This is a genomic window from Wenxinia saemankumensis (assembly GCF_900141735.1).
Classification (GTDB): Bacteria; Pseudomonadota; Alphaproteobacteria; order Rhodobacterales; family Rhodobacteraceae; genus Wenxinia; species Wenxinia saemankumensis.
The window spans coordinates 498,666-518,282 of the sequence record NZ_FQYO01000003.1 but is presented as its reverse complement, the minus strand read 5'-3'; the positions used below and the strand labels follow the sequence as shown (position 1 = coordinate 518,282).

Annotated in this window: 18 protein-coding genes; 9 read left to right on the top strand and 9 right to left on the bottom strand. The window is 70.4% G+C overall.

The window, feature by feature from the left end; genetic code table 11:
• The first annotated feature begins 106 nt into the window (after positions 1 to 106).
• The 9 genes from mdh (at position 107) to lpdA (ending at position 10,582) form a co-directional block, all read left to right on the top strand.
• Positions 107 to 1,069, top strand: coding sequence for a malate dehydrogenase (gene mdh / locus BUE30_RS10085; RefSeq protein WP_073329562.1), 963 nt, complete (start codon positions 107 to 109; stop codon positions 1,067 to 1,069).
• A gap of 265 nt (positions 1,070 to 1,334) precedes the next feature.
• A complete protein-coding gene (gene sucC / locus BUE30_RS10080; RefSeq protein ID WP_073329559.1) occupies positions 1,335 to 2,528 on the top strand; it encodes an ADP-forming succinate--CoA ligase subunit beta in 1,194 nt (397 codons plus the stop codon).
• Between the two features lie 34 nt (positions 2,529 to 2,562).
• Positions 2,563 to 3,447 (top strand): succinate--CoA ligase subunit alpha, encoded by an 885-nt coding sequence (gene sucD / locus BUE30_RS10075; protein ID WP_073329556.1) that lies wholly within the window; start codon positions 2,563 to 2,565, stop codon positions 3,445 to 3,447.
• A complete protein-coding gene (locus BUE30_RS10070) occupies positions 3,444 to 4,010 on the top strand; it encodes a hypothetical protein (RefSeq protein WP_073329553.1) in 567 nt (188 codons plus the stop codon). The genes sucD and BUE30_RS10070 overlap by 4 nt, the downstream gene beginning before the upstream one ends.
• A 42-nt stretch (positions 4,011 to 4,052) precedes the next feature.
• Entirely contained in the window at positions 4,053 to 7,007 is a 2,955-nt protein-coding gene (locus BUE30_RS10065; protein WP_073329549.1) for a 2-oxoglutarate dehydrogenase E1 component, read from the top strand.
• 6 nt (positions 7,008 to 7,013) lie between these two features.
• Entirely contained in the window at positions 7,014 to 8,303 is a 1,290-nt protein-coding gene (gene odhB / locus BUE30_RS10060) for a 2-oxoglutarate dehydrogenase complex dihydrolipoyllysine-residue succinyltransferase (protein WP_073329546.1), read from the top strand.
• Between the two features lie 88 nt (positions 8,304 to 8,391).
• Positions 8,392 to 8,634, top strand: a complete 243-nt coding sequence (locus BUE30_RS10055; RefSeq protein WP_073329543.1) for a DUF3303 family protein — start codon at positions 8,392 to 8,394, stop codon at positions 8,632 to 8,634.
• A gap of 115 nt (positions 8,635 to 8,749) precedes the next feature.
• Complete coding sequence (locus BUE30_RS10050; RefSeq protein ID WP_073329540.1) at positions 8,750 to 9,145, top strand: MAPEG family protein; 396 nt, start codon at positions 8,750 to 8,752, stop codon at positions 9,143 to 9,145.
• A gap of 48 nt (positions 9,146 to 9,193) precedes the next feature.
• Positions 9,194 to 10,582, top strand: coding sequence for a dihydrolipoyl dehydrogenase (gene lpdA / locus BUE30_RS10045; RefSeq protein WP_073329537.1), 1,389 nt, complete (start codon positions 9,194 to 9,196; stop codon positions 10,580 to 10,582).
• Between the two features lie 10 nt (positions 10,583 to 10,592).
• Here the strand turns inward: lpdA and BUE30_RS10040 are convergent, their stop codons facing one another.
• The 9 genes from BUE30_RS10040 to BUE30_RS10000 form a co-directional block, all read right to left on the bottom strand.
• Positions 10,593 to 11,138 (bottom strand): pyridoxamine 5'-phosphate oxidase family protein, encoded by a 546-nt coding sequence (locus tag BUE30_RS10040; protein ID WP_073329534.1) that lies wholly within the window; start codon positions 11,136 to 11,138, stop codon positions 10,593 to 10,595.
• Positions 11,131 to 12,168, bottom strand: a complete 1,038-nt coding sequence (locus BUE30_RS10035) for a lipocalin-like domain-containing protein (protein WP_073329531.1) — start codon at positions 12,166 to 12,168, stop codon at positions 11,131 to 11,133. The genes BUE30_RS10040 and BUE30_RS10035 overlap by 8 nt, the downstream gene beginning before the upstream one ends.
• Positions 12,158 to 14,533 (bottom strand): FtsX-like permease family protein, encoded by a 2,376-nt coding sequence (locus BUE30_RS10030; RefSeq protein WP_073329528.1) that lies wholly within the window; start codon positions 14,531 to 14,533, stop codon positions 12,158 to 12,160. Before BUE30_RS10030 ends, BUE30_RS10035 begins: the two co-directional genes overlap by 11 nt.
• 64 nt (positions 14,534 to 14,597) lie before the next feature.
• On the bottom strand, positions 14,598 to 15,254 hold the full coding sequence (locus BUE30_RS10025; protein ID WP_139300525.1) for an ABC transporter ATP-binding protein: 657 nt from the start codon (positions 15,252 to 15,254) through the stop codon (positions 14,598 to 14,600).
• A gap of 59 nt (positions 15,255 to 15,313) precedes the next feature.
• Entirely contained in the window at positions 15,314 to 15,565 is a 252-nt protein-coding gene (locus BUE30_RS10020; RefSeq protein ID WP_073329521.1) for a hypothetical protein, read from the bottom strand.
• Positions 15,562 to 16,668 carry an MFS transporter gene (locus BUE30_RS17790; protein ID WP_170865631.1) on the bottom strand — a complete coding sequence of 369 codons (1,107 nt, stop codon included), beginning with the start codon at positions 16,666 to 16,668 and terminating at the stop codon, positions 15,562 to 15,564. The genes BUE30_RS10020 and BUE30_RS17790 overlap by 4 nt, the downstream gene beginning before the upstream one ends.
• 142 nt (positions 16,669 to 16,810) lie before the next feature.
• Complete coding sequence (gene tdh, locus BUE30_RS10010; protein WP_212590720.1) at positions 16,811 to 17,839, bottom strand: L-threonine 3-dehydrogenase; 1,029 nt, start codon at positions 17,837 to 17,839, stop codon at positions 16,811 to 16,813.
• Positions 17,840 to 17,847: 8 nt separating this feature from the next.
• Positions 17,848 to 18,438: a class I SAM-dependent methyltransferase gene (locus BUE30_RS10005; protein WP_073329514.1), complete on the bottom strand. Its 591-nt coding sequence runs from the start codon at positions 18,436 to 18,438 to the stop codon at positions 17,848 to 17,850.
• Entirely contained in the window at positions 18,435 to 19,616 is a 1,182-nt protein-coding gene (locus tag BUE30_RS10000) for a glycine C-acetyltransferase (protein ID WP_073329512.1), read from the bottom strand. Before BUE30_RS10000 ends, BUE30_RS10005 begins: the two co-directional genes overlap by 4 nt.
• Between the last annotated feature and the right edge of the window lies 1 nt (position 19,617).

Sequence of the window (19,617 nt, the reverse complement as noted above, 5' to 3'; positions counted from 1 at the left end):
GGCGGCGCGTCCGCGTTCACCGCCCCCTGCCATGGTGCTTGCACCCCCCCGGACCCGGCGCTAGGCCTGCCGGCGTTTCACGGATTCTCACCCAAGGACGCACCTCATGGCCAGACCCAGGATCGCCCTCATCGGCGCCGGTCAGATCGGCGGCACGCTCGCCCATCTGGCGGCGATCAAGGAACTCGGGGACGTGGTCCTCTTCGACATCGCCGAGGGCGTGCCGCAGGGCAAGGCGCTCGACCTCGCCGAGAGCGGGCCGGTCGCCGGGTTCGACGCCACGCTCAAGGGCACCAACGACTACGCCGACATCGCGGGCGCGGATGTGTGCATCGTCACCGCCGGCGTGCCGCGCAAGCCCGGGATGAGCCGCGACGACTTGCTCGGCATCAACCTCAAGGTGATGAAATCGGTCGGCGAGGGCATCAAGGCCCACGCCCCGGACGCCTTCGTCATCTGCATCACCAACCCGCTCGACGCGATGGTCTGGGCCCTGCGCGAATTCTCGGGCCTGCCGCGCGAGAAGGTCGTGGGCATGGCCGGCGTGCTCGACAGCGCGCGCTTCCGCCACTTCCTCAGCCTCGAGTTCGGCGTCTCGATGCGCGACGTCACCGCCTTCGTCCTCGGCGGGCATGGCGACACGATGGTGCCGCTGACGCGCTATTCGACCGTCGGCGGCATCCCCCTGCCCGACCTGGTCGAGATGGGTTGGACCACGCAGGACAAGCTGGACGCGATCGTCCAGCGCACCCGCGACGGCGGGGCCGAGATCGTCGGCCTGCTGAAGACCGGCTCTGCCTTCTACGCCCCGGCGACCAGCGCGATCGAGATGGCCGAGGCCTATCTCAAGGACCAGAAGCGCGTGCTTCCCTGCGCCGCCTGGGTCGACGGGGCCTTCGGGTTGAAGGGCCTCTATGTCGGCGTGCCGACCGTGATCGGCGCCGGCGGCGTCGAGCGGGTCGTGGACATCAAGCTCGGCCGCGACGAACAGGCGATGTTCGACAAGTCGGTCGATGCGGTGAAGGGCCTGGTCGAGGCCTGCAAGGGGATCGACGGCACGCTCGCCTGATCCCCCGCGACCTGACCCGCGCTCATGGGCCCCGCTTCGGCGGGGCCCTTTTCGTCGGGGCAACCGGGCCAGGCCGGCGGCCCTCCGCGCATCGGCGCGAAGCTGTGATCACCCCGTGCGGGGCTGTGATCACAAATGTCGCATTTTGCGCTAACGAAACGACATTACCGTTTTTTTAGGGCCTCGCCTGTGATTTGAGAGGGCCCAACGCCTCGCCCCGACTCCGTCGTTTCCGGGCGCGGCCCGACGGACGAGGAGCCTCGCGATGAACATTCACGAATACCAGGCCAAGGCGCTGCTGCGCGATTACGGCGCCCCGGTCTCGGACGGTCAGGCCGTGTTCAAGGCGGAGGAGGCGAAGACCGCCGCCGGCCATCTCGACGGTCCGCTCTGGGTGGTGAAGGCGCAGATCCACGCCGGCGGCCGCGGCAAGGGCCACTTCAAGGAGGCCGATGCCGGCGACAAGGGCGGCGTGCGCCTCGCGAAATCGGTCGAGGAAGCCGCGCAGGAGGCCAAGCGCATGCTCGGCCGGACCCTCGTGACCAAGCAGACGGGCGAGGCCGGCAAGCAGGTCGGCCGCATCTACATCGAGGACGGCTCGGACATCGAGCGCGAGCTCTACCTCGCCCTGCTCGTCGACCGTGGCACGTCCCGCATCTCCTTCGTCGCCTCGACCGAGGGCGGCATGGACATCGAGGAGGTCGCCGAGAAGACCCCCGAGAAGATCCTCTCCTTCTCCGTCGATCCGGCCACGGGCTACCAGCCCTATCACGGCCGCCGCATCGCCTTCGCCCTCGGCCTGACCGGCCAGCAGGTGAAGCAATGCGTCAAGCTGATGGAGACCCTGTATCGCCTGTTCACCGACAAGGACATGGAGATGCTGGAGATCAACCCGCTGATCGTGACAGACAAGGGCGATCTGAAATGCCTCGACGCCAAGATGGGCTTCGACGGCAACGCGATCTACCGCCATCCCGACATCGCCTCGCTGCGCGACGAGACCGAGGAGGATCCCAAGGAACTCGCGGCGTCGAAATACGACCTGAACTACATCGCGCTCGACGGCGAGATCGGCTGCATGGTCAACGGCGCCGGCCTCGCCATGGCGACGATGGACATCATCAAGCTCTACGGTGCCGAGCCCGCGAACTTCCTCGACGTGGGCGGCGGCGCCACGAAGGAGAAGGTGACCGAGGCGTTCAAGATCATCACCTCCGATCCGAACGTGAAGGGCATCCTCGTCAACATCTTCGGCGGCATCATGCGCTGCGACGTCATCGCCGAGGGCGTGATCGCCGCGGTGAAGGAAGTCGGCCTCAAGGTGCCGCTGGTGGTCCGGCTGGAGGGCACGAATGTCGAGAAGGGCAAGGAGATCATCTCGAATTCCGGCCTCGACGTGATCGCCGCCGACGATCTCAAGGACGGCGCGCAGAAGATCGTGAAGGCCGTCAAAGGCTAAGGCCCCTCGGGCACCCAATTCCAAGGAGGCCCCCATGGCCATTCTCATCGACAAAGACACCCGCGTGATCTGCCAGGGCTTCACCGGCAGCCAGGGGACGTTCCATTCCGAGCAGGCCATCGCCTACGGCACGAAGATGGTCGGCGGCGTGACGCCCGGAAAGGGCGGGCAGACCCATCTCGACCTGCCGGTCTACGACAGCGTCCACGAGGCGATGGCGAAGACCGAGGCGAACGCCTCGGTCATCTACGTGCCTCCGCCCTTCGCCGCCGATTCCATCATGGAGGCGATCGACGCGAAGATGCCGCTGATCGTCTGCATCACCGAGGGGATCCCGGTCCTCGACATGATGAAGGTCAAGCGCGCGCTCGAAGGGTCGTCCTCGCGCCTGATCGGGCCGAACTGCCCCGGCGTCATCACGCCGGGCGCCTGCAAGATCGGCATCATGCCCGGCCACATCCACAAGCGCGGCTCGGTCGGCGTCGTGTCCCGCTCGGGCACGCTGACCTACGAGGCGGTGAAGCAGACCTCCGACAGCGGCCTCGGCCAGTCCACCGCCGTCGGCATCGGGGGCGACCCGATCAAGGGGACCGAGCATATCGACGTCCTCGACATGTTCCTCGACGACGACGAGACGCAGTCGATCATCATGATCGGAGAGATCGGCGGCACCGCCGAGGAAGAGGCGGCCGAGTTCCTGGCCGAGCAGCGCAGGAAGGGCCGCTGGAAGCCGACCGCCGGCTTCATCGCCGGCCGCACCGCCCCCCCGGGCCGCCGCATGGGCCATGCCGGGGCCATCGTCTCGGGTGGTCAGGGCGATGCCGAGAGCAAGATCGAGGCCATGAAGAAGGCCGGCATCGTCGTCGCCGAAAGCCCCGCCACGCTCGGCGAGGCCGTGCTCGAGGCGATCGGCAAGTGATCCGCGCAGCGGTTCTCGCGATCCTGGGGGCCGGACCGGCGTTCGCCGCGGGCATGGACGACGTCGCGCGGACCTGCCGGGCGCCCGAGGTCGCGCCGGGCCCGCTGACCGATCAGATGGTCGCCGCAGGATGGACGCTGGAGGAGGGCGACGCGGCCCCCTCCGTCGCCGCGATGGTCGCGGCCCATGCCTGGGGCGCCCCCTCCCCCTTCGGCGGGATGGACCCGGCGGCGGCGCGGGACGGTCTCGTTCGGACCCTGAGCGCCGGGGACGGCATCCTGCTGACCGCGGAGGGCCGGATCGCGATCCTGACCGTCACGCCCGGCCAGGACGGCGTCCCTGTCCTGACCTGCTGGTATGCAGGGCCCGAGGAGGCCCGCACCGACCAGATCTTCGGCGAGATGTCGCCCGAGACGCTCCCCGGGGACGTGATCGCGGCGCGCCAGCGTACCACCTTCGCCCATGGCGGGGTCGATGCGGGCGATGTCGTCGAGACGATCACCCGCAACCCCTCCGCCGATCTGCCCGACGGCTTTCACGGTGTCCGGTCCTTTCCGCAATGACCGCGCGCCCCCACATCCGGTCCCACACCCAGAGGTGACCCCATGACCGACCAGTCCCGCAACGACGTGTTCCACGCCTCGTCCTTCCTGCAGGGACACAACGCGGATTACGTGGAGCAGCTCTACGCCCGCTATGCCGACGATCCCAAATCGGTCGACGACAGCTGGGCCGAGTTCTTCGCCCAGCTCGGCGACGCGGCGGAGGATGCCCGGGCCGAGGCCGCGGGCCCGTCCTGGACCCGCGCCGACTGGCCCCCGATGCCGACCGACGAGCTGACGGCCGCGCTGGACGGGCAATGGGCCACGGACGGCAAGGCCGCGGCGGATAAGATCGCCTCGAAGGCCGCGGAAAAGGGTGTGACCCTGGGCGAGGCGCAGGTCCGCCAGGCGGTTCTCGACAGCCTCCGCGCGCTGATGATCATCCGCGCCTACCGGATCCGCGGCCACCTCGCCGCCGATCTCGACCCGCTCGGCATGCGCGAGACCGGCTCCCACCCCGAGCTCGACCCCGCCTCCTACGGGTTCGGCGAGGGCGACATGGACCGCCCGATCTTCATCGACAACGTGCTGGGGCTGGAAGTCGCGACGATGCGCGAGATCCTCGCGCTGGTGAAGCGGACCTATTGCGGCACCTTCGCCCTCCAGTACATGCACATCTCCAACCCCGAGGAGGCCGCCTGGCTGAAGGAGCGGATCGAGGGCTACGGCAAGGAGATCACCTTCACCAAGGAGGGCCGCCGCGCCATCCTGTCCAAGCTGGTCGAGGCCGAGGGCTTCGAGAAGTTCCTCCACGTCAAGTACATGGGGACCAAGCGCTTCGGCCTCGACGGGGGCGAGGCGCTGATCCCGGCGATGGAGCAGATCATCAAGCGCGGCGGCGCGCTGGGTGTCGAGGAGATCGTGATCGGCATGCCCCATCGGGGCCGGCTGAGCGTCCTCGCCAATGTCATGCAGAAGCCCTACCGCGCGATCTTCAACGAGTTCCAGGGCGGCAGCTTCAAGCCCGAGGATGTCGACGGATCGGGCGACGTGAAGTACCATCTCGGCGCCAGCCATGACCGCGACTTCGACGGCAACACCGTTCACCTTTCGCTCACGGCCAACCCCTCGCACCTGGAGGCGGTCAATCCCGTCGTTCTGGGCAAGGCGCGGGCCAAGCAGGACCAGCTCGGCGACAAGGAGCGCCGCAAGGTGCTGTCGATCCTGCTGCACGGGGATGCGGCCTTTGCCGGCCAGGGCGTCGTGGCCGAATGCCTGCAGCTCTCGGGCATCCGTGGGCATCGGACGGGCGGCACCATCCATATCGTGGTGAACAACCAGATCGGCTTCACCACCTCGCCGCATTTCTCGCGCACCTCGCCCTACCCGACCGACATCGCGCTGATGGTCGAGGCGCCGATCTTCCACGTGAACGGGGACGATCCCGAGGCCGTTGTCCATGCCGCGAAGGTCGCGACCGAGTTCCGGCAGAAGTTCGGCAAGGACGTCGTCATCGACATGTTCTGCTACCGCCGCTTCGGCCATAACGAGGGCGACGAGCCCATGTTCACCAATCCGGTGATGTACAAGGCGATCAAGGGTCACAAGACGACCCTGTCGCTCTACACCGACCGGCTGGTCGCCGACGGGCTGATCCCCGAGGGCGAGATCGAGGACATGAAGTCCGCCTTCCAGGACAAGCTGTCCGAGGAGTTCGAGGCCGGCAAGGACTTCAAGCCGAACAAGGCCGACTGGCTGGACGGGCGCTGGTCGCATCTCGACCGCGAGAACGAGGACCGCTACCAGCGCGGCACCACGTCGATCTCGCAGGAGACGATGGAGGATCTGGGCCGGGCGCTGACCACCGTCCCCGACGGGTTCGAGGTCCACCGTACGGTCTCGCGTCTGCTCGACGCCAAGCAGGGCATGTTCGAGAGCGGCACGGGCTTCGACTGGGCCACGGCCGAGGCGATGGCCTTCGGGTCGCTCCAGCTGGAGGGCTATCCGGTCCGGCTCGCCGGGCAGGACAGCACGCGCGGCACGTTCAGCCAGCGCCATTCGGCCTTCATCGACCAGAAGACCGAGGAGCGGTACTACCCGCTCAACCACATCCGCGAGGGGCAGGCGCAGTACGAAGTCATCGACTCGATGCTCTCGGAATATGCCGTGCTCGGCTTCGAATACGGCTTCTCGCTGGCCGAGCCCAACGCGCTCACCCTGTGGGAGGCGCAGTTCGGCGACTTCGCCAACGGCGCGCAGATCATGTTCGACCAGTTCATCTCGTCGGGCGAGAGCAAGTGGCTGCGGATGTCGGGCCTCGTCTGCCTGCTTCCCCACGGCTACGAGGGCCAGGGGCCGGAACACAGTTCCGCCCGGCTCGAGCGGTTCCTGCAGATGTCCGGCTCGGACAACTGGATCGTGGCGAACTGCACGACGCCGGCGAACTACTTCCACATCCTGCGCCGCCAGCTGCACCGGACCTTCCGCAAGCCGCTGATCCTGATGACGCCGAAATCGCTGCTGCGCCACAAGATGGCGATCAGCGACGCGGACGACTTCACCGACGGCTCGTCCTTCCACCGCGTGCTGTGGGACGATGCCGAGAAGGGACATTCGGACCTGACGCTCAAGTCCGACGATCAGATCAGGCGCGTCGTCATGTGCTCGGGCAAGGTCTATTACGACCTGCTCGAGAAGCGCGACGCCGAGGAGCTGACCGACGTCTATCTCCTCCGGCTCGAACAGTTCTATCCGTTCCCGGCGCTCAGCCTCGTCAAGGAGCTGGAGCGGTTCAAGGGCGCCGAGATGGTCTGGTGCCAGGAAGAGCCCAAGAACCAGGGCGCCTGGTCCTTCGTCGAGCCCAACATCGAATGGGTGCTGACCCGGATCGACGCCGCGCATACGCGGCCCGTCTATGCCGGGCGCGCCACCTCCGCCTCGCCCGCCACGGGCCTGGCCAGCCAGCACAAGGCGCAACAGGCGGCCCTCGTGGCCGAGGCGCTCGGAATCGAAGGATAAGCCACCATGACCGAAGTCCGCGTCCCCACCCTGGGCGAAAGCGTCACCGAGGCCACCGTCGCCACCTGGTTCAAGAAGCCGGGCGACAAGGTCGAGACCGACGAGATGCTCTGCGAGCTGGAAACCGACAAGGTGACGGTGGAGGTCCCCTCCCCCGCCTCCGGCACGCTGTCCGAGATCGTCGCGCAGGAAGGCGATACCGTCGGCGTCGACGCCCTGCTCGCGCAGATCAGCGAGGGCGCCTCGGGCGGTGAGACCGCGCCGCGCAAGGCCGAGGATGCCAGGGCCGAGGGCGACGGCGAGAGCGCGCCGGAGGACAGCGCGGGGAACGGCAAGACCACCGGCGACAGCGACACGGTGGCCGAGGGCGACACCGTCAATGCCGGCCCCGAGGAGACGAAGCCCCGCGATCCCGAGGACGCCCCCTCTGCCAAGAAGATGATGGACGAGGCGGGCCTGTCCGCCGGCGACGTCAAGGGCACCGGCAAGGACGGCCGCGTGATGAAGGGCGACGTGCTCAAGGCCCTGTCCGAAGGCGGCACCAAGCAGGAGGCGCCGAAGCAGGCGCCCCGCGCCCCGTCCAGACCCGAGGACGCCGACCGCGAGGAGCGGGTCAAGATGACGCGCCTGCGTCAGACCATCGCCCGCCGCCTGAAGGAGGCGCAGAACACCGCCGCCATGCTGACCACCTACAACGAGGTGGACATGGGCGCGATCATGGACCTGCGGAACGAGTACAAGGACCTGTTCCAGAAGAAGCACGGCGTGAAGCTCGGCTTCATGTCCTTCTTCGTGAAGGCCTGCTGCCACGCGCTGAAGGAAGTGCCGGACGTCAATGCCGAGATCGACGGCACCGACGTGGTCTACAAGAACTTCGTCCATATGGGCGTCGCCGTCGGCACCCCGACCGGCCTCGTGGTGCCGGTAGTGCGCGACGCCGACCAGAAGGGCTTCGCCGAGATCGAGAAGGAGATCGGCGATCTGGGCGTCAAGGCGCGGGACGGCAAGCTGTCCATGGCCGACATGCAGGGCGGGACGTTCACCATCTCGAACGGCGGCGTCTACGGCTCGCTTATGTCCTCGCCCATCCTGAACCCGCCGCAATCGGGCATCCTCGGCATGCACAAGATCCAGGAGCGGCCGATGGTCGTGAACGGCCAGATCGTCGCGCGGCCGATGATGTATCTCGCGCTCAGCTACGACCACCGGATCGTCGACGGGAAAGGGGCGGTCACGTTCCTCGTCCGCGTGAAGGAGGCGCTGGAGGATCCGCGCCGGCTGCTGATGGATCTCTGACCGCCGTTCGGGTGGGTTGCACCCACCCGAACGCGCCGGACCCCCGGGGCGATGGTGGGTGCGACCCACCCTACACAGGAAGATCGACATGCAACTCCTCCTCCAGATCGACACGCCCGATTACGAGGGCTGGAAATCGGCCTTCGACGCCGATGCCGAGGACCGGATGCATGCCGGTCTGACGCTGCTTCAGCTGTGGCGGGACGCGGACACGAACGGGCAGGCCTTCGCCCTGTTCGAGGTGAACGACCGCGCCAAGGCCGAGGCCTGGGTGCAGAAGGAACGGGGCTTCGGCGGGCAGATGACCGCGTCGTTCCTGCTGACCGCATGAGGGTGCATCTCGTCCCACGGCCCGCGATCCCCGTCCCGGCCCCGGGCCGGGACCTTTCAGGGCCGCGACCGACGCGGATCGCCGGGGCCAAGGACCGGGCGCGGGACATCCGCCCGTGACCCCCGAGCTGACCGTCCTCGCCCTCGCGGCGCTGCTGCAGGTGGTGCAGTTCGTGCTCTTCGCCGTGCCCGCGAACATGGAACTCGGCCCCGGCTACACCATGTCCGCCCGCGATCGCGCGCCGTCCCGGCCGCTGTCCGAGGGCACGGGCCGGCTTCAGCGGGCGCTGAACAACCATTTCGAGGGGCTGATCCTCTTCACCATCGCCGTGGTGGTGATCGTCCTGGGCGACAAGGGCACGGGGTTCAGTGCCGCGATGGCCTGGACCTACCTCGTCGCCCGCGTGCTCTATGTCCCGGCCTACTGGCTGGGTCTGCGGCCCTGGCGGTCGCTGATCTGGGCGGTCGGGCTCGGGGCGACCGTGGCGATGCTGCTCTCGGCCTTTATCTGACAGGACGGGGCCGAGGCGCCCCGACCGCTTGATACGGAGAACGACCCAATGGCTTCCTACGACCTCATCGTGATCGGCTCCGGCCCCGGCGGTTACGTCTGCGCGATCCGGGCCGCGCAGCTGGGAATGAAAGTGGCCTGCGTCGAGGGACGCGAGACGCTGGGCGGTACCTGCCTCAACGTGGGCTGCATCCCGTCCAAGGCGCTGCTCCATGCCAGCCACATGCTGCACGAGGCCCATGCCAACTTCGCCAAGATGGGGATCCGCTCGGGCGACGAGACGAGCGCCGACTGGGACCAGATGCTCGCCTACAAGGACGAGAGCGTGAAGGGGAATACCCAGGGGATCGAGTTCCTGTTCAAGAAGAACAAGATCGACTGGATCAGGGGCTGGGCCACGATCCCCGAAAAGGGAAAGGTCAGGGTCGGCGACGAGGAGCACGAGGCGAAGAACATCGTGATCGCCACCGGGTCGGAGGTCGCCCCGCTGAAGGGCGTCGAGGTGGACGGAACGGTCGTCGTCGACAGCTCGTCCATCCTGTCGCTGCCGCGCATCCCCAAGGAGATGGTCGTGATCGGCGCCGGCGTGATCGGGCTGGAGCTGGGGTCTGTCTTCAACCGGCTCGGCTCGAAGGTGACGGTCATCGAGTATCTCGACCACATCACCCCCGGGATGGACGGCGAGATCCAGCGCGGCTTCCTCAAGATCCTCAAGAAGCAGGGGCTCGACTTCGTGTTCGGCGCCGCCGTGCAGGAGGCCAGCGTCGAGGGCGACACCGCGACCGTGCGCTACCTCAACCGCAAGGACGACAGCGAGCAGACGATCACCGCCGACACCGTGCTGCTGGCGACCGGGCGGCGGCCCTTCTCGGACGGGCTGGGCCTCGCCGATCTGGGCGTCGAGATGACCGAGCGCGGGCAGGTCAGGACCGACCATTACGCGACGAATGTCGAGGGGATCTGGGCGATCGGCGACGTGACCGCCGGGCCCATGCTCGCCCACAAGGCCGAGGACGAGGGCATCGCCGTGGCCGAGATCCTGGCCGGGCAGAAGGGCCACGTGAACTACGACGTGATCCCGGCCGTCATCTACACCCATCCCGAGGTCGCCGCCGTCGGCCTGACCGAAGAGGCGCTGAAGGAGAGCGGGCGGGCCTACAAGGTCGGCAAGTTCAACTTCATGGGCAATGCCCGCGCCAAGGCGGTGCTCGAGGCGCAGGGCTTCGTGAAGATCCTCGCCGACAAGGAGACGGACCGCGTGCTCGGCTGCCACCTGATCGGTCCGGCCGCGGGCGACCTGATCCACGAGATCTGCGTCGCGATGGAATTCGGCGCCGCGGCCGAGGATGTCGCCCGCACCTGCCACGCCCACCCCACCTTCTCGGAGGCGGTGCGCGAGGCGGCGCTGGCCCTCGGCGACGGGCCGATCCACAGCTGAGGCGGGCGGCTCAGGGGGCGAGCCACGTCCCCTCGAAATGGTCGGCCCGCTGGTAGATCACCCGGCGGTGGGGCTCGTTGAGATCGACGAGGTCCACCGCCTCGATGGTCAGACGCAGCACGGCGAAGCGGTCGAAATCCGGCGTCTTCACGTAATCGGTCGCGGCCCGGATCGGGGTGCCCGGCGCCGGCTCGCTGCCATAGGCCACGCGCGACTCCTCCGGCACCCTGTCCCAGGCGGGCCGCACGATCTCTCCGGCGCGGATCTGCACCTCGCCCCGGGCCCGGACCTGCAGTTGCGTTCCGGGATCCCAGGCCAGCAGGGCGGCGCGGGGCCTGCGCGTCAACTCCGCCACCTTGGCGCTGCGCGCATCGCTCTGCACCTCGAGCCATCCCTGGTGCCGGTCGAGCGCCCGCAGCGCCACGGTCCGCACCGCCGGAAAGCCGTCCTCGGTCACGGTGGCGAGCGCGACCAGCCGCATCGGGTGATCGCCCTCCTCCACCCCGCGCTGCAGCGCCGCCCACATCGCGCCCCGGAGGGCGGCCCGTTCACTCATATCCCGTCATCTCCAGGTAGCCTCGCCCCGTATGGGATCCGTCGACGATCACCGGACCTTCCCAGTAGGGGATCGCGACGTCCATCCAGGCCTGCGGGTTCAGCGGCCGGGTCGTGACGTCGATGCCCATGTCCGGCCATTGCAGCCGCCACTCCACCGGCACCTCCCGCCCCGCGACCGTGGCGGTGCCGGTCGCCCTGCCCGTAGCCGCGCCGTCCGGCACGGTCGTCACGGTTCCGTCCGGGGCGACATGGGTCGCCGCCGTCCAGGCCGACCCGTCCGCCGAGCGCAGGCGGTAGAGCATCAGCTTCGCCCCGTCGTCGAGGTCGAGCGCGAACCAGTCCCAGCCGGTCTGGTCCGCCTCGAGCGGCTGCGACGACCATTCGCGGTCCAGCCAGCCGGTCCCGGTCACCTCCACCTCGCCGTCCGGCAGGGTCAGCGTGCCGGTCAGGGCGTAGTCCGGCTGCGCGTAGTAGTAGCTCGCCTGACCGGCATCGGACTTCACCGAATAGCCCGCCTCGCCGTGAAGGATCAGCGGCCCCCGCGCCTCCAGCGACACCTCGTAGGCGAAGTCGGGCCCCGAGGCGGACAGCGTCAGGTCGTCGAAGGACGGCCCCGCCAAGCGCCAGTCGTCGATCCAGGCCTCGAACGGGTCGGCGGTGACGCCGGCCTGCCCGATCCCGCCCCGGGCGAAGCGTTCGGTGACATGATGGAAATCCTCGCCCGTCACCGCCGCATGGCCGAACCAGACCTGCGGCGCGTCCCAGCCCACCCCCTCCTCCGGGGCGAGGGCCGAGCGGAACAGCGTCCATTGCAGGCCGTAGGGCGTGCCGTCCGGCCCCTCCATCACCGCCGTGAGGTACCACCACTCGATCCGGTAGTCCCAATGCGGGCCGTGATCGGCGGGAAAGTCGAAGAGGGGGTCCGGCTGGGGCAGCGCGAACCCCTCGGCATCCGTGCCGAGCCCCGCGAAGCCCTGCGCGGCGGCGTAGCCGGGCCAGAGGGCGAGGAGGATCCACCTAGCGTTCATTGGCGAAGACCTTCAGCAATTGCGCGGGCGGCGTGCGGGCCAGCCGCCAGGCCGGCCAGGCGGAGGCCAGCGCCCCGGCCAGCAGCGCGAGCGCGAAGAGTCGCGCCCAGTCGCCCGGGAACAGCATCATCGGCAGCCGCCAGCCGAAGGCGGCGACGTTGACCACCGCCAGCAGCATCCAGGCCAGCGCCAGCCCCAGCGGCAGCGCGGCCAGCGCGGTGAACCCCGCCAGCAGCGCGGTGCGCGCCAGTTCCATCCGGCCGAGCTGCACGCGGGTCAGGCCGCTCGCCCAGACCGGGGCGACCTGCGGCAGGCGCATCGCGGCGAGGGTCAGCAGGCTCATCAGCATGGCGAAGCCGGCAACGGCCAGCGTCAGCACGTTGAGCGCCCCGGTGACCGAGAAGGTCCGCTCGAACACCCCCAGCGAAAAGGCCTTGAGCGCGGCCTGGTCGGTGATCGCGCTGTCGTCGATCCCGAGATCCGCCAGGGCGGCGCGGATCTCCGCCTCCGGCGCGTCCAGCAGCAGGCCGAACCGCTCCGCCGACACCTCCGGAAAGCGGGCCCGGAACGCCGCCTCGCCGAGGATGACCTGCCCCGCCGGGTTGCCGTAGTCGGCGTGGATCGCCACGACGGGCAACGCCCCGCCCGGCAGGTCCACGGCCTCGCCCAGGGACAGCCCGGCCCGTCGCGCCAGCTGTTCGCTGACGAAGGCGCCCCGCCCCGAGGCCAGCGCCCCCCAAGGATCCGGCCCGGCGGAGAGGAAGCGCCAGTTCGCGGCGAAGGCGGGCACGTCGCGGGCGGCCTGGATCTCCACCGGCACGCCCGACACCTCGCCCGTCACGATCAGCACCGGCAGCACCGTCGCGCGGCCCGCCAACGCCGCCTCGAGCGCGGCGCCCCGGTCCCCGTCGCCGGCATCGACGTAGAGATCCGCGAAGAGCCTCTGGTCGAGGAAGGCGGTGAAGGTCGACCGGAACGAGCCGACCATGGTCGAGACGCCGACATTGGCCGCCATCGCCAGAAGCAGCGCCATCAGTGCCAGCGACAGGCCGGGCAACTGCTGCCGCCCGTCGGCCCAGAGCCAGCCCGCCACCGGCCCCCGCGCCGTCCGCGCGCCCAGCGCCAGCGCCCGGTCCAGGAGCGGCGGCAGCAGCAGCGCGCCCCCGACCAGCAGCGCGCCGAGCGCGGCGAAGCCCGCGCCGAGGCCGCCACCGACCAGGACGATGCCCCCCGCGACCGCCAGCAGAAGCGCCCCGGCCACGGCCTGCAGCGCCAGTCCCCGCGCCCCGCCCCGCGCCCAGGCGCGGGGCCGCCCGGCGGCGAGCAGCGGCATCCGCGCGATCCGCCACAGGGCCGACGCGCCCGCCAGCGCCGCGCCCCCGACCGAGATGCCGAGCGCGGCCAGCGCCCAGCCCGGGCGCAGCGACAGGCTTCCCGCCACCTCGGCCCCGTAGAGGCCGCGCAGCGTCGCCGCCACGTCGGGCAGCAGCGCCCCCGCCAGCGCGAAGCCGAGGGCGAGGCCCAGCGCCCCCGCGATCAGCGCCAGCGCCAGCAGTTCCAGCCCCATCATCCAGACCACGGTCGACAGCGGCGCCCCCAGCGCGCGGAGCGTGCGGACCAGCGGCCGCCGCTCCTCGAAGGCGAGGCCGATCGCGCCGTGGACGATGAAGATGCCGACCGCGAAGGCGAGCAGTCCGAAGGCCGTGAGGTTGAGGTGGAAGCTGTCGGTCAGCCGCCCGATATCGGCCCCGCCCTGCGCCGTGCGGCGGGTCAGGCCCGGCGCCACCTCGTCCAGCGGGGGCACGATCCGCGGCTGGACCTCGGCAACGATCAGGCGGTCGATGACGGCGGGGTCGCGGCCCAGCAGTCCGGCCGCGACGGCGATGTCGGTCAGCACCGTGCCCGGGGCCACGTCCGGCGCGAGGACCCGCTCCGCCGGGCCGGGCGGCAGCGCGTCGAGCGCGGCCTGCGCGCCGTAGACCGCGCCATCCCCCGACAGGAAGGCGGCGAGATCGCTCTCGTCCATCGCGACCGGCCCGATCCCGCCCGGCGCGGTCAGGGGATCCAGCCCGACGATCCGGACCCCGCCGAGCCGCCCCTCGATCACGGGGGAGACCTGCCATCCCGCCCGCCGCAGGGCGACGTAGTCGGCCCGGGCGATCCCGCCCTCGCGCACCAGCTGGTCGAAGCGCCCCTCGCCCAGCGTGGCGGCGGCGGCATCGTAGCTCGCCCGCGCCTCGGCGTTGATCGCCTGCACCCCGGACCAGAGCGCGGTGGCCAATGCCAGCCCAGCCACAAGCGTGAACAGCAGGAGCGGCGCCCGCCGCCAATGCGACCACAGCGCCCGGGCGATCTGGCGCCTCACGCGCGGGGCCCCGTCGAGGGGGTCGCGGGGCGGGTCCGGCGGGGGATGCGCGTTGTGGCAGGGCTCACGACACGACCCCGCGCGCAAGATGGACGCGCCGCGACAGCCCGGCGGCGAGCCTCTCGGAATGGGTGACGACCAGCAGGGCGGCCCCGGTCTCGGCCACGAGCGCGGTCATCACCTCCATCACGCGCTCGGCGGTCGCCTCGTCGAGATTGCCCGTGGGCTCGTCCGCCAGCACCAGCTTCGGCCGGGCGGCAAGGACGCGGGCGATCGCGACCCGCTGCTGCTGCCCGCCGGACAGGTCCTCGGGGTACTTGGCCATCTGGTCCTCAAGCCCCAGCCGCGCGGCGAGATCCGCGACTCGGCCGGGATCGTCCCGCCCGGCGAGCCGCGCCTGGAAGGCGATGTTGCCCGCCACGTCGAGCGAGGGGATCAGATTGAACTGCTGGAAGACGATCCCGACCGTGCCGCGGCGCAGACGGGCCCGGCCCCGGTCGTCGAGATCGGCGACCTCCTCCCCGTCCAGCCAGATCGACCCGGCATCCGCCCGATCCAGACCCGCCACGAGATGGAGGAAGGTCGACTTGCCCGACCCGCTCTCGCCGGTGAGGGCAAGGGTCTCGCCGCCCCTGACGGACAGGTCGACGCCGCGCAGGACCGGCACGGGTCCGTCGCCGCCGGGATAGCTCTTTCTCAGGCCCTTCACGTCCAGCAGCATCGTGCCCCGTCCCCGCATCCCTCCGGCCGCGAGCTAGGGCCGCAGAGCGCGCCCGCCACTCACGTGCCGGCGAGCGGGACGGATGCCAGGATCGCGAGAAGGAGGGTCAGTCCCCCCAGCCACAGCCTTGGCCGGCGCGCGGCGGGATCGTGTGCCCAGTCGCGCGCGGCGACGAGGAAGGTGCCCGGCCCGTTCAGCGCGCGGCCGGTCCGGCGCTGCCCGCGCCGCCGCAGGTCGAAGAGCACGCGGAACGCCGTGACCGCCCAGGCGGCGAAGACGATCCCCGTCGCCACGATGAGGACCGGGCTCACGCCGGCAGGGCGTGCCGCCGCGCCCAGGGCGACATCAGCAGAAAGCCGGCCAGCGTCGCCGCCATCAGCCCGCAGAGGATCGCGAAGAGAGCGCCCGTCCCGGTCGCCGCCAGCACCGGCGCGAGCAGGGCCGGACCGGTGATCGCGCCCGAGATCGACGCGGTGAGCACCGCCGAGCCCATCCGCGGATCGGGCCCCAGGATATGGCTGGCCCAGACGTAGAAGGTCGGGAATTGCAGTCCCACCGCCGCCCCGGCCAGGATGAACCCGGTCGCGGGCGCGCCCGCGGCGGCGATGCCCATCGCAACGGCGGCCCCGCCGAGGCCCAGCGCGAAGAGCTGGTCGGCCCGGATCCGGCGCGTCACCCAGAAGAGCGAGAGCCGCGCGGCGAGGAAGGCCCCGAAGAAGGCCGAGGTCAGCCCCGCCACCGCGCCGGAATCCAGCCCCATGTCGAGCAGCGAGGTCGGGCCGAGGCCGAACAGCGCCACCTCGGTGATGACCGCGAGGTGGATGAAGATCAGGATGGCCAGACGCTTCTGCCGCAGGTCCGGCAGGCCCTGCGCCCGTGCCTGCCGGCCCGAGGGCTGGACGACGGGGATCAGGATGGCCGCCATCACGGCGAGGCCCAGATAGACCGGCAGCAGCCGCTCGCCCAGCCCGACGAGGATCAGCGGCGCGGCGATCGCGCCGACGCCGAAGACCGAATTGACCAGTCCGACCATGCCCGGCCCGCGTTCGCCGAACTCCGACAGGAAGCGCCGGTTCACCACCGCCGAGGTCAGCCCGAAGCCGATCCCGATGACGAAGGCGCCGAGCGTGACGACCGGCCAGCCGGTGCCGAGGGCGGTGATGACGCTGCCCGCCGCCAGCAGGCCCAGCGACAACCGCATCGTCAGGTGCGGCAGGCCGAACACTCCCGCCGCGACGGCCAGCAGCGCCCCAGCCCCGTGAAAGGCGAGCAGCGTGCCCCCCCAGCCGGCGCCCCATTCGGCGCGGTAGATCGGGATGGCCAGCCCGTAGAGCGGGTTGATCGCGCCGCAGAGGATGAAGCCGAGCGAGCCCGCGATCAGCAGGCGCATGTTGGAGGGAAGCGGTCTGGACATGGGCGGCGATCCTGTCGGCTCTCGGCGGGCGTGCCGGCCCCGCTTGCGGCAGGCGCGGGACGCTGTCCAGACTGCCCCCGCCGTTTTCGCCGCGCGGGCCGATGCGGCGGCCCCCACGATTTGTTTCATCCGGGGCGGTGACTTACCCGGTCCAGTCCAGCACCACCTTGCCCGACGCCCCGCCGCCCATCGTGGCGAAGCCCTCGCGGAACGCCCCGGCGTCGAAGCGGTGCGTGATGACCCCGCGCACGTCGAGCCCGTTTTCCAGCATCGCGATCATCTTGTACCAGGTCTCGAAGATCTCGCGCCCGTAGACGCCCTTGATCGTGATCGCCTTGAAGACGATGCGGCTCCAGTCCACCGGCGACTTTCCCGGCGGAATGCCGAGCAGCGCGATCCGCCCGCCCATCGTCAGCGTCTCGACCATCTGGTCGAGCGCGCGCTGGTTGCCGCTCATCTCCAGCCCCACGTCGAAGCCCTGCTTCATCCTGAGCCGGGGGAAGACGTCCCGCAGCTCCTCCTCCGCCACGTTCACCGGGACCACGTCCGCGACGCGGGCGGCGAGGGCGAGGCGGTCCGGGTTCACGTCGGTGATGACGACGTGGCGCGCGCCGACGTGCCGGGCGACGGCGGCGGCCATGATGCCGATGGGTCCGGCGCCGGTGACCAGCACGTCCTCGCCGACGAGGTCGAAGGAGAGCGCGGTGTGGACCGCGTTGCCCAGCGGGTCGAGGATCGCCCCGATCTCGTCGTCGATGGCCTCGGGCAGCGGCACGACGTTGAAGGCGGGCAGGCGCAGGTACTCGGCGAAAGCGCCCTGTTCGTTCACCCCGATGCCCCGCGTCTCGGGGTCGAGGTGGAACTTGCCCGCGCGGGACTGGCGGGAGTGCCGCCCGATCAGGTGCCCCTCGCCGGAGCAGCGCTGTCCGACCGACAGGTCCGTCACGTCGCGCCCGATCTCGACGATCTCGCCCGCGAATTCGTGGCCCGTGACCAGCGGGACGGGCACGGTGCGCGCGGCCCAGTCGTCCCAGTTCCAGATATGCATGTCGGTGCCGCAGATCCCGGTCTTGTTCACCCGGATCAGCACGTCGTCCGGGCCGATCTCGGGCACCGGCACGCGCGTCATCTCGAGCCCCTCGCCCGCCTGCGTCTTCTGCAGGGCGCGCATCATGTTGCTCATCGGGGGGCCTCCAGGGTCAGCCATGTGGCGGTGACGTCCTGCCCCACGGGACCGCGGTCGGCGGCGGGGGCGCGGCGGATCTCGCGCAGGCCGTGCGCCGCCGCGCGGGCGGCCTCCTCGTCCGTGTCGGTGGCCCAGACCCCGGAATCGGGGAACACCTGCCCGTGCCGCAGGCAGAGGATCAGCCGCCCGCCGGGGGCGAGCAGGCCCGCCATCCGCGCCATGCCTGCATCCCGGTCCCCGGGCGCGACATGGTGCCAGACGAGGTTGGCGAGGATCAGGCCGAACGGCCCGTCCACGCCCTCCAGTCCCGGCAGTCCGGCCGGGATCAGCGCGGCGCCCGGCACCTTGTCCCGGATCGCGTCGTGGAACGCCGCGACCGGCTCGGCCGCGGTCACGTCGTGGCCCCGGGCGGCGAACCAGGCCAGGTCCCGCCCCGTTCCCGGCCCGACATCGAGCACCGATGCGGGCGGCTCCGGCAGGACCGGCACCAGCGGCGCCAGCACGTCCTCGGCGGTCACGGCGTCGTAGCCCTGCCCCAGCTGGCCGGCGCGTTCGGCGTAGATGCGCAAGGACGCGTCGCTCATATCGCGCCCACCTCGCGTCCCGCCGCCTCGAACGCGGCGAGTCCCTCGTCGAGATCCGCCCGCGTGAGGGCGGCGTTCATCTGCGTGCGGATGCGGGCCTTCCCCTTCGGCACGACGGGATAGAAGAAGCCCGAGACGTAGACCCCCCGCTCGAACAGCGCGTTCGCCATGTCCTGCGCCTTGTTCGCCTCGTAGAGCATGACGGGCACGATCGGATGCTCCCCCGGCAGCAGGTCGAACCCCAGGTCAGTGAGGCCACGCCGCCAGTATTCGGTGTTCTCGAACAATCGCGCCCGCAGGTCGTCCCCCTGCTCCACCAGCTCGATGGCGCGGATCCCGGCCATCACCACGGCGGGCGGGAGCGCGTTGGAGAAGAGGTAGGGCCGCGCCCGCTGGCGCAGCAGGTCGATGACCGGCGCGGGCCCGGCGATGTATCCGCCGAGCGCGCCGCCCAGCGCCTTGCCCAGAGTGCCGGTCAGCAGGTCGGCCCTCACCCCGGCATGGGCGGGCGTGCCCGCCCCCTTCGGCCCCATGAAGCCGGTCGCGTGGCAATCGTCCACCATGACGAGCGCGTCGTACCTGTCCGCCAGCGCCCGGATGCCCTTCAGGTCCGCAAGGTACCCGTCCATCGAGAAGACGCCGTCCGTCGCGATCATGACGTGGCGTGCGCCGCCCTCCCGCGCCTCCTTCAGCTTCGCCTCCAGGTCGGCCATGTCGGAATTGGCGTAGCGGAACCGCTTCGCCTTGCAGAGCCGGATGCCGTCGATGATCGAGGCGTGGTTCAGCGCGTCGGAGATCACCGCGTCCTCCGGCCCCAGCAGCGGCTCGAACAGCGCGCCGTTCGCGTCGAAGCAGGCGGCGAAGAGGATCGCGGCCTCGGTCCCGAGAAAGGCCGCCAGCCGCTCTTCCAGCTGCGTGTGGATGTCCTGCGTGCCGCAGATGAAGCGGACGCTCGCCATGCCCCAGCCATGGGCGTCGATCCCGTCCTTCGCCGCAGCCACCAGATCGGGATGATCGGCGAGGCCGAGATAGTTGTTGGCGCAGAGGTTGATGACCTCGCGCCCCGCCACCTGCACCCGGCCGCCCTGCGGCGTGGTGATCTCGCGCTCGGTCTTCCACAGGCCCTCGCCGCGGATCTCCTCCAGCCGGCCGGCGATGTCGTCGAGGAATGCGCTCATG